13 protein-coding genes are annotated in these 14,372 nt (G+C 64.6%); 6 read left to right on the top strand and 7 right to left on the bottom strand.

Translation table 11 applies throughout. The features are described from left to right. Window positions 1–13 precede the first annotated feature (13 nt). Window positions 14–994 (bottom strand): nitronate monooxygenase family protein, encoded by a 981-nt coding sequence (locus K359_RS0120795; protein ID WP_029081067.1) that lies wholly within the window; start codon window positions 992–994, stop codon window positions 14–16. Between the two features lie 118 nt (window positions 995–1,112). Between K359_RS0120795 and K359_RS0120790 the strand changes: the two genes are divergently transcribed. Further along, window positions 1,113–2,003, top strand: coding sequence for a LysR family transcriptional regulator (locus K359_RS0120790; protein ID WP_029081066.1), 891 nt, complete (start codon window positions 1,113–1,115; stop codon window positions 2,001–2,003). 49 nt (window positions 2,004–2,052) lie between these two features. On the opposite strand, the gene K359_RS0120785 is transcribed toward K359_RS0120790, so the two are convergent. Next, entirely contained in the window at window positions 2,053–4,224 is a 2,172-nt protein-coding gene (locus tag K359_RS0120785) for a DNA/RNA non-specific endonuclease (protein ID WP_029081065.1), read from the bottom strand. Window positions 4,225–4,453: 229 nt separating this feature from the next. Between K359_RS0120785 and ruvX the strand changes: the two genes are divergently transcribed. From ruvX to K359_RS52545, 5 genes are all read left to right on the top strand, one after another. Continuing rightward, complete coding sequence (gene ruvX, locus K359_RS0120780; RefSeq protein ID WP_029081064.1) at window positions 4,454–4,936, top strand: Holliday junction resolvase RuvX; 483 nt, start codon at window positions 4,454–4,456, stop codon at window positions 4,934–4,936. Between the two features lie 2 nt (window positions 4,937–4,938). Further along, window positions 4,939–5,865, top strand: a complete 927-nt coding sequence (locus tag K359_RS0120775) for an AEC family transporter (RefSeq protein WP_029081063.1) — start codon at window positions 4,939–4,941, stop codon at window positions 5,863–5,865. A 167-nt stretch (window positions 5,866–6,032) separates the two neighbouring features. Beyond that, on the top strand, window positions 6,033–6,242 hold the full coding sequence (locus K359_RS64490; protein WP_245284677.1) for a hypothetical protein: 210 nt from the start codon (window positions 6,033–6,035) through the stop codon (window positions 6,240–6,242). Between the two features lie 6 nt (window positions 6,243–6,248). Further along, window positions 6,249–7,046 carry a TRAP transporter substrate-binding protein gene (locus K359_RS52550; RefSeq protein ID WP_245284676.1) on the top strand — a complete coding sequence of 266 codons (798 nt, stop codon included), beginning with the start codon at window positions 6,249–6,251 and terminating at the stop codon, window positions 7,044–7,046. Continuing rightward, the gene (locus K359_RS52545) at window positions 7,039–8,970 is read left to right on the top strand and encodes a TRAP transporter large permease subunit (protein WP_245284675.1); all 1,932 of its coding nucleotides are present in this window, start codon (window positions 7,039–7,041) and stop codon (window positions 8,968–8,970) included. The genes K359_RS52550 and K359_RS52545 overlap by 8 nt, the downstream gene beginning before the upstream one ends. A 105-nt stretch (window positions 8,971–9,075) precedes the next feature. On the opposite strand, the gene K359_RS52540 is transcribed toward K359_RS52545, so the two are convergent. The 5 genes from K359_RS52540 to K359_RS0120745 all read right to left on the bottom strand — a co-directional run bounded on the left by K359_RS52540 (window position 9,076) and on the right by K359_RS0120745 (window position 14,213). Further along, window positions 9,076–9,774, bottom strand: a complete 699-nt coding sequence (locus K359_RS52540; RefSeq protein WP_198031164.1) for a lipase family protein — start codon at window positions 9,772–9,774, stop codon at window positions 9,076–9,078. Continuing rightward, a complete protein-coding gene (locus tag K359_RS63345; protein ID WP_198031163.1) occupies window positions 9,771–10,241 on the bottom strand; it encodes a hypothetical protein in 471 nt (156 codons plus the stop codon). Before K359_RS63345 ends, K359_RS52540 begins: the two co-directional genes overlap by 4 nt. A gap of 3 nt (window positions 10,242–10,244) precedes the next feature. After that, window positions 10,245–11,654: a DUF4403 family protein gene (locus K359_RS0120755; RefSeq protein ID WP_084518462.1), complete on the bottom strand. Its 1,410-nt coding sequence runs from the start codon at window positions 11,652–11,654 to the stop codon at window positions 10,245–10,247. Between the two features lie 134 nt (window positions 11,655–11,788). Then, window positions 11,789–12,559 (bottom strand): CPBP family intramembrane glutamic endopeptidase, encoded by a 771-nt coding sequence (locus tag K359_RS0120750; protein ID WP_029081061.1) that lies wholly within the window; start codon window positions 12,557–12,559, stop codon window positions 11,789–11,791. A 10-nt stretch (window positions 12,560–12,569) separates the two neighbouring features. Beyond that, complete coding sequence (locus tag K359_RS0120745; protein ID WP_029081060.1) at window positions 12,570–14,213, bottom strand: isovaleryl-CoA dehydrogenase; 1,644 nt, start codon at window positions 14,211–14,213, stop codon at window positions 12,570–12,572. Window positions 14,214–14,372: the final 159 nt, after the last annotated feature.

The following is a 14,372-nucleotide window of genomic DNA, read 5'->3' as shown; positions in this document are numbered from 1 at the left end:
GTCTCGCGCGTGTTCAGGTCAGAGAGGAAAGAGAATTGCGCCGGCCGAGCAGGCTTTGCTCGGCTTCGGTGACGATGCGGCCGACGATCTCGGCCGCCGGAACGATATCATGGATCAGCCCGACGGACTCGCCGGCAAACACCGCGGCGATGTCGAAATTGCCCGCAGCGCGCGCAGCGGCGTATTCCGCCGCGATCTCGTCCGCGCGCTGCATCAGCTCGATCTCGCGGCCGCTCCAGCGCTGCAGATGGTCGTTGGCAAGCGATCGCGCGGTGAACGGCGCCGGCCACATCAGCTTGCGCGACCAGTCGAACACCACGCCGCGCACCGTCTCACCGCTCTTCGCCGCGCAGATCAGCTGCTTCGCCTGCTCCGGCGCGTCGGCCTCGACGCTGGCATAGAACCGCGTTCCCATCAGCACGCCGGAGGCGCCGAGCATCATCATCGCCGCGAGGCCGCGCCCGTCCGCGATGCCGCCGGCCGCAACGACCGGCACGCGCCCCGCCGCGAAGTCGATGATCGCAGGCACGATGTCGAGCGTGGTGCGCGAGGCGCCGTGACCGCCCGCCTCGGTGCCCTGCGCGATCAGGATGTCGGCGCCGCAATCGAGCGCCGCTTGCGCCATCTCCTCGCTCTGCACCTGGCAGATCAGCAGCGCGCCGGCCGCCTTGATCTTGGGTGCGAACGGAGCGGGATCGCCGAACGACAGCATCACCGCGCGCGGCTTCGCGTCGAGCGCGATATCGATCAGCTCGGGCTGCTTGGCGAGGCTCCAGGTGATGAAGCCGATGCCGAACGGACGGCCAAATCCCCTGAGCGTCGCGGCCTCCGCCTCGAGCCAGGCGCGGTCCCCGTAGCCGCCGCCCAAAATGCCGAAGCCGCCCGCGTTGCTCACCGCCCTGACCAGCCGGCTCCCCGTGATCATGGCCATCGGCGCCAGCAGGATCGGATGTGTGATGCCCAGACGTGCCGTCAATTCGGTGCTGATCGGCATGCGCTCGCTCCCTGTTCTGGACTTGCTCTTCTGGACTCGAAGCCTAAGCGGGCCTAACATTCTCGGAAAATGAATACTATAGAACGCTACCATCTCTAATTCAGAACGGTGGTCTCCCATGGAATTGACCGACCTCCTCACCTTTTCCACGGTTGCCCGGCTCGGCGGCATCACCCGGGCTGCAGAAGAGCTCAACACCGTGCAGTCCAATGTCACCCAGCGCATCAAGGCGCTGGAGGCCGAGATCGGCACCGCGCTGTTCGAGCGTCACAGCCGGGGCATGTCGCTGACCGGCGCCGGCCGCCGCCTGTTGCCATATGCGCAGCGCATGGCGGCGCTGTCGCGCGAAGCCGTGCTCGCCGCGCGTGACGATGGCGAGCCGAAGGGTCCGCTGTCGATCGGCTCGATGGAGACCACCGCCGCGGTGCGGCTGCCGGCGCTGCTTGCCGAATTTCATCGCCGCTATCCGGCGGTGCGCCTGACCTTGCGCACCGCGCCGACGGCCGACCTCGTGGCCGCCGTGCTCGATGGCTCGCTCGACGGCGCCTTTGTCGCCGGCCCGATCGAGCACGCCGAACTCACCGCAACGCCCGCATTCGCGGAGGAACTGGTGCTGGTCACCGCGCAGCGCTGGACGTCGCTCGCCGCGTTGCGCGCCGGCACGCCGGAGTCGGGCCCTACCGCGCTGGTGTTCCGCACCGGCTGCACCTACCGGCAGCGGCTCGAACAGGTCTTCACCGAATTCGGCTGGCCGTCGGCGGTCCGCTTCGAGTTCGGCACGCTCGACGGCATGATCGGCTGCGTCGCCGCCGACATGGGCGTCACCCTGCTGCCGCGCGCCGTCGTCGAGCGCGATCATGTGCAGCGCGACGTCCATATCCACAAGCTCAACCCGCAGCACGCGCTTGTCGAGACGTTGTTCATCCAGCGCCGCACCGCGCACCAGTACAGTCCATTGCAGGGTCTCGCCGCATGCCTTGGCGGCGACGAGCGGGTGATTGCCGCCTGAGGCAATCCATGTCCGCCCAGCACCGCATCGATCGCCGCCTCGTCCGCATCTAGAGCCTGATATCGTCGACCGTCTCTATCCGGCGCGGGCCGACGGCGGTCGCCTCGTGGGTGTCGACGGAATCGAGCTCGCCGAAATCGAGCTTGGTCAATTTCGTCAGGTCCGCGATCGAGACCTGGAAGACCTTGACGTCCGCCTCGGACAGCTTCTCCTCGATCCGGTCGATATCCATGATGAGGTCGCGCTGGCTCATCAGGAACGCAGCAGCCTTCAGTCCGCCATTGTCGTCGTCCTTGGTGAGCAGGATCTTCCAGAAATATTTTGGGATCTGCACGCCGCCGAAGCTCGGGTCCTTGTGCGCCTTGCCGGCCGGATTGGGCAGATCTCCGCCGTCGGCGTCGGGCCCGTCGAACACCGGCCCGTTCATGACGATGCCCTTCTTCTCGTCGTTTAGCAGCACGTCGCGCGTATAGTCCTCCAATCCGGCCCACAATTGCTTGCCCTGGTTGAACGAGAAGAACTGCGGCGAGCAGTTGGTGAAGTGGAAGGAATCGTCGCCATGCTGCTTGGCCTGCTTGACCGTATCGCCCCACGTGGCGTCGAGGCGGCGGACCAGGTGGCCGCGATCGAACGGATTGGCGCTGCGGTCAGCTTCGAAGGTCGATTGCTTCTTGTAGAACTCGTCGCCGATCTGGAACTCGGGGTCGATGCGGGTATCCTTGAGCCAGGAGTCGCCCTCGCGCTTGCCGACATCCTGCTGCTTGCCGCCGTCGATGTTGACGCAACTGAAGAAGGCGAGCTTCCGCTCCTTGTTCATCACCACGCTGTAGTTGAAATATTTCAGCTCGGACTTCCCCGAACTGCCCTTGAGCGTCGTCACCTTCGATTTCAGCCCGGCCGGAATCTTCGGCAGCGGCACCGACAGCTTGCCGCTGCCGATGAAGTTGGCCTTGTATCCCGGCCGCGAGCCGAGCGTGGTCTGGTCGATGTGGACCGCCTCCATCGCCATGCCGGTTGCGGGTCCGATCTGCGGTCCGGCAGGGACGATCGGCGGCGCTGTGACCGCCGGCGGCGCGGCGGGCGGCGCTGCAAGCGGCATGACCAGCCGCTTGATGACAGGCATCGGAACGCGGATCGGCACCACGAGGGTGGTCGCATCGCCGGTCTGCTCCAGCCACAGATTGGCGCCGGCGATGGGCGGAAGCATGCTGAGGCTCTCGGATCCTGGCGGCTGTGACGGCGGCCGAGGCGGAGGCGGCGCCTGCTGATCGAGCACCGGCTTGATCACCGGATTTGCGGCGACTGCGACCTTGAGGTCGGCGACGATGGCGCTGACGCGGCCCCCCTCATTGGCGATCCAGTCGATCAGCGTCTCGTCCATCGAGGCATCCCAGACCTTGCCGTCCTTAGTCAGGGTACGCCCTTGCGAATCCTTCCTCGGCACGCCGCTGTGATGCAGCGCGATCACCTGCCAGAACCGGTTGAAGGCCGGAGAGCCCGAGGATCCGGCAGTGGTGTCGGTCATGTACCAGACGAAGTCGCCGACATATTTGAGCAGCTTGTTCTCGCGCACACAGACCTGCTTGAGCTCGCCGCCGGGATGCTGGATGATGGTGAGATATTCGCCGGGATCGCCCTTGCCGGGCTCGCCGTTGAGTGGCAACCATCCCCACTCGGCAAGCTCGCGTCCCCCCGCCTGTGAGGTTGGCGCCACCGCGACAATCGAAAAATCCAGCCGGTCATTGGTGTAGAAAAATCTCTCGGGCAGAAAGCCGAACCGGACCGGCGTGCGCTCCATCCCGGCAATGTCGAACTCATAGTCGAAATCCGCGATCGAGTTGGCGGCGTCGGCGGGCTTGCCGAAGACATGATGGTTGGTCATCAAAAGACCTGGACCGATCAAGAAGCCGGTCGCGTAGCCGACCAGGTTGGCGCGTGCATCCTTCAGCTGAATGCGGCAGATCGAGCGCGACGCCAGCGTCCCCTTGGCCAGGTAGTTGATGCTGTCGAGGTCGTTGCCCTGGATAATCCGCTCGAGCCCGATCTGGACCATGGTCGGATCGTCGGTCTGCTCCAGGAGCTGGCGCTGGCGCAGCTGCTTCCGCTCGACCGACATCTTGATCGGACCGTCGCCGAGCTTGCGGTTGAGCTCGGTCGGTGAAAAATCGGCTTGCTTGAGGCGTTGCTCCGAGGCGGCGATGAGACTCGGCTTGATCAGCATGATGGTCTCCGCTCAAAATGAAAAAGGAAATTTCCGCGCGCGAGACCGGCGGAGCGCGCATCCGCAAAAGTCGCATCATCGAAACGAATCGGCGGTCGCCGGGATCGCAACCTAAAATGATACTATACTTTACATTCCCGTATATGGAGAACAGATGTTCGTGAAGGAAGCGCGACATCCGGAACGACAATTTGCCGCACCGGCCACGCGCATGGTAAGCGCTAGCGCCATGCCCGCCCCCATCCTTCCCTTGATCGAAGCCGCGCCGCACTGGCCCGACCGCGGCGCGCTTGTCGGCCTCGACCTCGGCACCAAGACCATCGGCGTTGCCGTCTCCGATCCGGACCGGCGGCTTGCCACCGGCGTCGAGACCATCAAGCGCAAGCAATTCAAGGCCGACGCGGCCCGGCTGCTCGCGATCGCGGCCGAGCGCAACGCCGTCGGCTTCGTGCTGGGCCTGCCGATCAACATGGACGGCAGCGAGGGCCCGCGCGCGCAATCGACCCGGGCGTTCGCCCGCAATCTCGCGGGCCTCACCGCGCTGGCGATCGGGCTGTGGGACGAGCGGCTGTCGACCGCGGCGGTCGAGCGCGAGCTGATCGGGATGGACGTCAGCCGCGCGCGCCGCGCCGAGGTGATCGACGAGCACGCCGCGATCTTCATCCTGCAGGGTGCACTCGACCGGCTCGCGAAGCTGCGCGGGGACCGCTGAGGATGGCCGTGGTGATCGCGGCGCTGCTGCCGGTGTTCCTCCTGATCGTGCTCGGCTTCGTCCTGAGGCGCACGCTGATGCGGCTCGACACCGAATGGCACGGGCTGGAACAGCTGACCTATTACGTGCTGTTCCCGGTGCTTTTGGTGCAGACGCTGGTGAGGGCCGATCTGACCAAAGTGCCGGTCGCAGGCGTCGGCGGCGCGCTGCTGCTCGCCGCGCTCGTGATGAGCCTGCTGTGTCTCGCGCTGCGTGGCCCGCTCGCCCGCGCCGGGGTCGATGGCCCGGCTTTCAGCTCGATCTTCCAGGGCGCGACCCGCTGGCAGACCTATGTCGCGCTGTCGGTGTCGCGCAATCTCTATGGCAGCGTCGGGCTGGCGCTGGCCTCCGTCGCGATGGTCGCGATCATCCCGCTGGTCAACGTCTTCAGCGTCGCCGTACTGGCGAAATATGCCTCGTCCGAGAAGCGCACTGTGGGCGCGATCGTGATGACGGTCGTGAAGAACCCGCTGATCTGGGCCTGCGTGATCGGACTCGCCATCAACGTCGCGCACATCGCGCTGCCGCAGATCTGGCACGATGTCGCCGACGCGCTGGGCGGCTCGTCGCTCGCGATCGGCCTGCTCGTCACCGGCGCCGGCCTGCATCTGGAAGGCATCTTCCGCCCCGGCCTCGCCGCCAGCGCCGCGCTGGTCCTGAAGCTGGTCGCAATGCCCGTCCTGACCGTCGCACTCGCCGTGTGGTTCGGCGTCAGCGGCGCCAATCTCGCCATCGTCGCGGCCTGCGCCGCGGTGCCGACCTCGCCGTCAGCCTATGTGCTGGCGCGCCAGTTGGGCGGCGACGCCCCGCTGCTCGCCCAGATCATCACGCTGCAGACGATTCTGGCGGCGGTCACGATGCCGGTCGTGATTGCCGCGGTCGGGCTTTAGACCTCCTCATAAGATCATCACGTCCGCTTCTGCTGACAGGTAGCCCGTCGCTCGAAGAATGGCGCCACGCGGCCCGCGCATTCGCCATCGATCCTGCCCCATGCTTTACTCCGCCTCGCCGTAAGAAGTGCTCCGAAAGAGCCAAGAATATTCAGGGAGAGAATTTGATGACGATCGCGCGACGAAATCTGCTCAAAGCGGGAGCGTGCGGAATCGCCGCGTCACTGGGTGCGCCCTTTGTCGGCCGCCCCGGATGGGCTGCGGCCCCGGCTCATACCTTGAAGCTGACGTTTGCCGATACTCAAGCGCATCCTCTCTACGAGGTCCTGAAGCGCTTCTCGGAGGACGTCTCGAAGCGGACCTCCGGTGCGGTCTAAATTCAGGTGTTCAGCATCGGTCAGCTTGGCAGCGGGACCAACATCCTCACCGGCCTGCAGACCGGCATCGTCGATTTTTGCGCTCACACATCCGGCTTCATCGACACCATCTTTCCCAAGTTTCAGGTGCTCGACCTTCCGTTCCTGTTCCCCGATTCGGCTTCGGCAGAAAAGCTGCTCGACGGGCCCGTCGGCTCCAAATTCATGGATATGCTCCCGACCAAGGGAATCTATGGTCTGGGCTGGGGGCACTGGGGGTGGCGCGTCGTTTCGACCATCGATCGCAAGGCTCCGGAGCCTTCCGACATGAAGGGATTGAAGATCCGTGTCCAGCCCGGCGCTATCTTCGCCGCGACGTTCAAGGCGCTCGGCGCAAGCCCGGTCGCCATCGACCTGACCGAAGTCTACCTCGCCCTGTCGCAGCGCGTCATCGATGCCGTCGAGACGCCGATGATCTCGCTCGCTGCCACCAAGCACGATGAGATCGTCAAAACGATCAATCTGACCAATCAGGTTTACAACGTCGGTGTCATGATGGCGAGCAAGTCGAAGTTCGACGCGCTGCCGAAGGACGCACAGGAGGCAATCCGCGCCGCCAGCGCAAATCTCACCAAGGATTGGCGTTCGACGATCGCCACGGCGAGCGAGCAACGAGCAGCCGGCTACAAGGCCAAAGGCCTGACCATCGTGGAACCGAACCGCGACGATTACCGCAAGGCCACCGCAAGCGTCTATCCGCAGTTCAAGGATATCATCGGCGCCGATCTCTACGATGCGGTTCTGAAGGAAGTCGGACATGCATGAAGCGCTCTCGCCGGTGGCTGACGGCGAGCTCGCGAGACCTCATCCTGAACGACAGGAGTCAGCGCGCGGGCCGGTGGCCAATGGGGTCCGCGCAGCGCTCAACGGGATAGACATGGCGTTCAGGGCGATCCTTGTGATCGCGCTGGTGATCCAGCTCGTGATCGTGCTTGTCGGCATCGTCTCTCGGTTCTGGTTCGACGAGTCCATCTTGTGGGCCGACGAGGCTGCGAAGCTGTTCCTGTCGCTGACGGCATTCGTCGGCGGGGCGCTGGCGTTCCGGGCCCGCCATCACACGACCGTCGAATTCCTGACGGCGAAGTTCTCGCCCCGCTGGCGCAATTCGCTCGCGATCGGCATGGACCTGCTGGTCCTGATCGCCGCGGTCGTGGTGGGCGATGTCTCGCTCGACCTGATCTCGATTTCCGCCACGTCGGATACGCCCATCCTCCAGATCAACCAGGCCTGGCTGGTGCTCCCGCTCGCTGTCGGGCTCGGGCTGACCGCCCTGTTCGCGCTCGAGCGTCTGGCGTTTGAAAGTCGGGCCAGCGATCTGATTCCCGCAGCCGTCGTTGTCGCGCTGCTTGTCGGGCTGATCTACGCGGCGAGCGCGATGCCGCCATCGCTGCACCTGCCCAACGGAACGGCGCTCGCCGTCATGCTCGTTGCTTTCCTGCTTGCGATTCTGCTCGGCCTCCCGGTCAGCTACGCGATGCTCCTTGGATCGGTGACCTTTCTCATGGTCAGCGGCGTCGCGCCGCTGATCGCCGTCGCCCAGAACGCCTTTGACGGCACCAGCAACTATATTCTGCTCACCCTGCCGTTCTTCATCTGGGCGGGCCTGATCATGGAGAAGGGAGGCATCAGCCTCCGGCTGGTCCGCTTCGCCATGACGCTCGTGGGTCACATGCGCGGCGGCCTGCTCCAGGTGGTCGTTCTGACCATCTACATGGTTTCGGGTATCTCCGGCTCCAAGATCGCCGACGTCGTCGCGGTCGGCTCCGTGCTGCGGCGAGAGCTCCAGCGCCAGGGCTACAAGCCCGAACAGGGCGCCGCGGTGCTGGCGGCCTCCGCGGCCATGTCGGAGACGATCCCTCCAAGCCTCGCGATGCTGGTCCTGGGTTCGGTCGCTCCGATCTCGATCGGAACCCTGTTCATCGCCGGATTGATGCCCGCAGCGGTTATCGCGTTGTTGCTGATGCTGTTGAACTATGCGTTGTCGCGACGCGCCAACACGCCATCCGCCCCGCGCGCGACCGCATCCGAATTGCTGAGCGCGACAGGCGGGGCCATTCTGCCGCTGGTCATGCCCGTGATCATGGTGATCGGCATTCGCTTCGGTGTCGCTACCCCGACCGAGGTTTCGAGCGTCGCCGTGCTCTATGGCCTGGTGCTCGCATTCGGCATCTACCGCGCCGTAGGCCTGGCGGCACTGTACGAAATTGCCGTGGAATCCTGCCTCCTTGCGGGGATGGTGCTGTTCATCATCGCAGCGGCGTTCTCGTTTGGATGGACTTTGACGGCCGCGAACCTGCCGGCGAACCTGGCCATGTTGCTGCATTCCGCCGGCGACAACCAAACGGTCTTCATCCTCGGAACGATCGTGCTCCTGATCGTCGTCGGCTCGCTTCTGGAAGGTCTTCCGGCGCTGATCATTCTCGGCCCGCTGCTGATGCCGATCGCGACCGGCTACGGCATCGACATCATCCACTACAGCATGATCATCATTCTCGCGATGGGCGTCGGCATCTTCGTCCCCCCGATCGGCATCGGTTTCTATGTGTCCTGTTCGGTGTCGAACAGCCGGCTGGAGGCGACCGGACGCGCCATGCTGCCCTATCTCGCCGTCCTGCTCCTGGGCGTCCTGATCGTGGCTTTCGTCCCCTGGTTCACGCTCGCCGTGCCGCACCTGATCCAGGGACGCTGATCGCGAGAGACGGCTGTGGGAGCGGCTTTCAGAATGATCCATCACTCGGTGGATCGGAGCACCGGCCATGCCCGTCTGCTTGGCCGACATCCGCGTCCTCGCTGCCTATCGGGGACAGTCGTCGGGCGCAGCCTTTCCTGCGAACCGTGCACTCGTCCAGTCGAGCACGGCTTCGGTGCTGGCCTGAGCTGCCCTTCCGTGTCCGATATTTGGCATCGAAAGGATGCGCACTTTGCTGCCAGCGCTACACAGCGCCGCGGCATAGTTCTCCGTCACCTGAGGTCGAATGATCACGTCATCCAATCCTTGGGCCAGAAAGACCGGAACCTCGGCAGGCAGGGCGCCGGGCGAATTCTCGGTCAACAGCGTGTGCCAGGGCTCAACGTCGGACGGATGCTTGGTCGTCAGGAAATACTGTTGCAGCGGCCGCTCGGTGCGTTGACGGATCCATATGTCGAACGGTCCTTCGATGCATTCCTTGGCAAGTTCGTCGATGGCCGGCATGGCCCTCCGGTCAACCACCCTATCCATCTTGGCATCAAAGACTCTTTGCCAGGACCACAACGTCATCGCCGTAATGTTTTTCCCACCGACAGAATCGATGTCTTCGTTCATTAGCTTCACGAGGTCGGTGGCGGGGGCCGCCGCCGCGACACCGAGCAGCGCCAGTTCGGGCGCGTAGGCTTTTGCAATGATGCCTGTGAACAGCGCGGCATGGCCACCCTGCGAATGGCCCCAGACCACAAATCTGCGGCCGCCTCCGGCACCTGGCAACTGGGCGGCAACCCGGGCGGAGTCGATCACTGCACGGGCCTCGCTGATGCCGACCAGATAGGGAGCGGACCCTCGGTCCCTAGTCCAGGATAGTCGGTTGCGGCAACCACGTAGCCGTCGCGTACGAACGACCGCAGCCCCTGGATCTGCTGAAATAAGAAGATAGCCAGCGACGGCGCACAGCGCGGTACGATTCCCGACGTTGGATGGGCCCAGGCCACGATCGGCCTGCCAGCCTGCGGCGGATCACCCGACGGCACAATCACGACGCCCGACACGAGGATCGGCTTGTTGTCAAATCCGGTCGAGCGATAAAGCACACGGTAAGCTGTGGCGCCGAGGGGAGCGCCGTCGATCACCTCCTGCCGAACGAGCGTGCCGGGCGCTCCCGCAACCGCGGATGCCGGTGCACGGTAGAATGCGGTTTGTGCGCCTGCTGCCTCGGCACCGGTGAGCATGCACAAGAGTACAAGCGCGAACCTGAAACTCGTCGGCATGGCTCATGATCCATAGATGAACTTGAGTTCTCCGCTGACGCGGAGCGCAATGCTGACGCCATCAGACAAGAACTGGATACTGTCCAGCGTAACACCGCTGAGTTTTCCCTCCATGCGGAAGCCGTTCTTCAACGGCCGATTCAGCCGCTCATTGGCGGCGTTGAGGAGGTTTTGATACGCGAGGCCGTAGCCGATACCCGGAATTTCCTTCAGCTGATCGAGATTCTGATTCTGCAATTGGGCCGCCTCGGACCGATCGGGCGAACTGCTGGCCGCCAGATTGGAAATCCTCATCGATTGCTGACCGGAGTCGACGTTTAGCGCGCCCGACAGGTAGATCCATTCGCCCGCGGCGCTATCGCTAGCACCGGGTCTGACGATGCGAGCGCCGATCACGAGCTTGCCGGACGACGGATAGACCTGCACTTCCTTCACGGCTGAGCCGACCTTGCTGGCGGACAGAACCTGCATGATCTTGTCACGCAACGTGCCGTAGTCGACACGCACGGGAAGCAGGATATCGAACCTGCCGGGTTGGCTGATGCCGTTACCGAGCGGCGGCAGCGGCGTCGGTGTCAAGGCGGATGGTGCCTGGCCGACCAGCGTTTGTGCCGCGCCACTCAATTCAAGCACACCCGAAAGGCTTCTTGCATTGGCATGCACGCCAGCGAAGGCGGCACTTGCCGGCGTCATTTGCAGCCAGACTGGAGGATCCTGCGAAACCTGAATCGGCTGAAATGCCAGCTCCCAGGCCTTGGCTGCCTTGTCGCGCAGGTCGAGGCGTCGCGCCGCCTCCCTCGCATGCTGCCGTATCCGGCCGAGCTGTTTTCGGATGCTGGGTTCAGCGTATTTTGTCAGCGCGATATCACGCCCGAGAACATGCAGGACCGGCGGTTCACTCCAATGAAAGGAATCGGCAAAATTCAGGTTGATCGACCAGTCCTTGTTCAGCGTCGGTCTGGATTCGATGTCTACCACGGCCCGTCCTTGAGCATCGCCGTGAATGCGGGAGGTAAACCGGTTGGCACCCTGACCTTCGATGCTCCCAAAGATCGGAACCGAGCCGACGATGCGATCATCGTAGCCACGCAGAGAAACAGGTCCTCGATCGACAAAGCCGTCTACGTCACAGTTTGCTCTGACCCTGAACACCAGAACGCGCCGATTAACGCAGCCGATGCGTTCGTCAATAGTCGCCAGCCGTTTTGGAATATCGCGTTCGATCGCGGAAGCGATCGACGGCAATCCGAACTCAACAACCGCTGAAATTCTCGAAGTGGTCGACAGGGTTGACGGCTGATCGGGCATGACAGGTGGCTTTTCGGCCGCGACCGCCCGTCCGGCGAGGCATATGCCGCACAACAGAACGAAATGACCGAGACAATTCCGCGGCCCGCGCTGGTAGCGATCCATTTTCGCTTTCCCTGATCGAACTGATAATCCGCGCATGGTTCTTTGCGCGCAGCCTAGCAGGGGTTCGCATACCTCGCTCGCATGGCTGCAAATCAATTATGAGCCATGCGTTGAGTGCGGAACGGATCAACCGATCAGCCCGCCAGCCACCAGGTCTGGATCGTGGCCGCGAGGTTGTTCAGCCCGTGCAGCAGGATGGTCAGCCAGGTGGAGCCGGTGCGATAACGGAGGTAGCCGAACAGCAGGCCGATCGAGAGCACCTCGCAGAGGAAGAACCAGTCGTACTGGAGGTGCATGACGGTCCAGACGATCGACGACAGCAGGATCGCGCCGTAAGGGCCGAGCGAGCTTTCCGACCAGCCGCGATACAGCCAGCCGCGCGCGAACAGCTCCTCCCAGAGCGGCGCGGCGACAGCGAAGGCGATCACCAGGAGCCACAGCGCGCTGTGCTCCTGCGCCGATTTCAGCACATCGCCCATGAAGCCCGGCGTCACCTCGCGGCCGGCGGCACGGGACACCATGTCCCAGGCGCCGACCAGCACGACCAGCGCGACGATTCCGATGATGACGTTCTTCCACGACGTGCCGCGCAGCCCGAGATAATCGGCGAACGATATCCGGGTCCCGCGGATCGCCAGCCACAGCGCCAGCACCACCATCGGCAGGCCGGCGAGCACCGAGAGCGAGATCGTCAGGCCGTCGGCAACCACATGGGTGATGCCGGCCACCGACAGCTCTGCGCCTTGTGCCATGATGCGGTAGACGATGACGGCGACCTGGCCGAGGAACATCGCCGCGAAGATGACGAGGCCCCACAGCGCGGTGCCCCAGAACTTCCAGACCCGCGGGGGACGTGGTGGCGGTGTAACCGCCGCCGGCGGAGTATCGGGATTGAGTGCGTCCATCAGCAAACCTTCATGGCAGCGCCCGCGCCAGCAGCGCGCGCTGATCGGCATCGGATAGGTCCACCGCGCCGTACATGCCGGCGTGGCGTTCGGCAAGCCGTGTCGCCGCAAACAGCTCGGCATTCTCAGGCGAGACCTGGTTGAGCGCCGCGGCGGCCGCCAGCAGCGCAAGCTTCTCGACCGCCAGCCGTGCGATGCGCTCGCTGTCGGGGCGGCGGAACGATTGTCCGATCGACGCGACGGTCTCCGCGGCACCCGGCAGGCCCTTGGTCTCGTCAGCGAGCGCGCGCAGCACGGCGAGCGCGGCATCGGCCTCGCGGCCGAGCGCACGCAGCACGTCGAGGCACATCACGTTGCCGGAGCCTTCCCAGATCGCGTTGACCGGCGACTCCCGGTAATGCCGCGCCAGAATGCCCTCCTCGACATAGCCGTTGCCGCCGAGGCATTCCATCGCCTCATAGAGGAAGGCCGGCGCGCTCTTGCAGATCCAGTATTTGATCGCCGGGGTCAGCAGCCGCACATAGGCGGCCTCGCCTGCGTCGGTGGGCGCACGATCGAAGGCGCGGCAGAGCCGCATCACCAGCGCGGCCTGCGCCTCGACATGCAGCGCCATGTCCGAGAGCACCGCCTGCATCAGCGGCTGGTCGGCCAGATGTTTCTGGAACACGCTGCGATGGCGCGCGTGATTGAGCGCATGCGCCAGCCCCGAGCGCATCAGCCCGGCGGAGGCGATCGCGCAATCCTGCCGCGTCAGCTGCACCATCTGGATAATGGTGCGGATGCCCTTGCCCTCCTCGCCGATCAATTCGGCATGGGCGTCGTGGAATTCGACCTCCGACGAGGCGTTGGAGCGGTTGCCGAGCTTGTCCTTCAGCCGCTGGAAGTGGATCGCATTGACCGTGCCGTCGGGCGCAAAGCGCGGCATGAAGAAGCAGCTCAGCCCCTGCTCGGCCTGCGCCAGCACCAGGAACGCGTCGCACATCGGCGCCGACATGAACCATTTATGCCCGGTGATGCGCCAGGCATCGCCGTCGCGCTCGGCGCGCGTCATGTTGGCGCGCACATCGGTGCCGCCCTGCTTTTCGGTCATGCCCATGCCGAGCGTCATGCCGCGCTTGGTCCACCACGGCGCAAAGCTCGGGTCGTAGGCGCGCGTGCCGATCACAGGCATCGTCCTCGCCAGAATGTCCGGCTGTGAGGCCAGCGCCGCGACCGAGGCGCGCGTCATCGTGATCGGGCAGAGATGGCCGGTCTCGACCTGCGCCGCGATATAGAATTTTGCGGCGCGCACCACTTCGGCCGCCCCGCCGGCCGGCCTGCCGTCCGCGGTCCAGGTCGAGTTGTGCACCCCGGCATGCGCGGAGTGCGCCATCAACTCGTGATAGGCCGGATGAAACTCGACCTCGTCGCGGCGGTTGCCCCTGGCATCGAACGTCCGCAGTTTCGGCGTGTTCTCATTGGCGACGCGGCCGCGCTCCGCCATCACGGCAGATCCCCAATGCTTGCCGAAATCGGACAGCTCAGCCCTCGCCGCCGCGCCGCCATTGGCGGCGACGGCCGCGACCAGCGGCGCGTCCGCCGTGAACAGGTCGACATCCCAAAACGGCGGCGACTGGTTGAAGACGTCGTGGGTGGCGAACGGAGCCTGCGTCATGGTCTCCTCGAAGATCGGTCTCACTGCGCGGACAACCGGTCTCCGCCGGGGTGGATCACGGGCCAGCCGTGGCGCAATGGAATCGATGGATCATAAGCCTGCGCGCCGGCGCCGGGCAGCGAAAAAATGCGCTTCAGCCAGGACGTGTACTCAAAAATG

The sequence above is a fragment of the Bradyrhizobium sp. th-b2 genome (genome assembly GCF_000426785.1).
GTDB classification, from domain to species: domain Bacteria; phylum Pseudomonadota; class Alphaproteobacteria; order Rhizobiales; family Xanthobacteraceae; genus Bradyrhizobium; species Bradyrhizobium septentrionale.
The sequence above is the reverse complement of the archived record's forward strand: the minus strand, read 5'-3'. Positions and strand labels throughout refer to the sequence as shown.

What these genes read in the sequence shown, in the direction of transcription:
- K359_RS0120795 (WP_029081067.1), bottom strand. Translation starts at nt 994, where the DNA reads ATGCCGATCAGCACCGAATTGACGGCACGTCTGGGCATCACACATCCG.
- K359_RS0120790 (WP_029081066.1), top strand. Translation starts at nt 1,113, where the DNA reads ATGGAATTGACCGACCTCCTCACCTTTTCCACGGTTGCCCGGCTCGGC.
- K359_RS0120785 (WP_029081065.1), bottom strand. Translation starts at nt 4,224, where the DNA reads ATGCTGATCAAGCCGAGTCTCATCGCCGCCTCGGAGCAACGCCTCAAG.
- ruvX (WP_029081064.1), top strand. Translation starts at nt 4,454, where the DNA reads ATGCCCGCCCCCATCCTTCCCTTGATCGAAGCCGCGCCGCACTGGCCC.
- K359_RS0120775 (WP_029081063.1), top strand. Translation starts at nt 4,939, where the DNA reads ATGGCCGTGGTGATCGCGGCGCTGCTGCCGGTGTTCCTCCTGATCGTG.
- K359_RS64490 (WP_245284677.1), top strand. Translation starts at nt 6,033, where the DNA reads ATGACGATCGCGCGACGAAATCTGCTCAAAGCGGGAGCGTGCGGAATC.
- K359_RS52545 (WP_245284675.1), top strand. Translation starts at nt 7,039, where the DNA reads ATGCATGAAGCGCTCTCGCCGGTGGCTGACGGCGAGCTCGCGAGACCT.
- K359_RS63345 (WP_198031163.1), bottom strand. Translation starts at nt 10,241, where the DNA reads ATGCCGACGAGTTTCAGGTTCGCGCTTGTACTCTTGTGCATGCTCACC.
- K359_RS0120755 (WP_084518462.1), bottom strand. Translation starts at nt 11,654, where the DNA reads ATGGATCGCTACCAGCGCGGGCCGCGGAATTGTCTCGGTCATTTCGTT.
- K359_RS0120750 (WP_029081061.1), bottom strand. Translation starts at nt 12,559, where the DNA reads ATGGACGCACTCAATCCCGATACTCCGCCGGCGGCGGTTACACCGCCA.
- K359_RS0120745 (WP_029081060.1), bottom strand. Translation starts at nt 14,213, where the DNA reads ATGACGCAGGCTCCGTTCGCCACCCACGACGTCTTCAACCAGTCGCCG.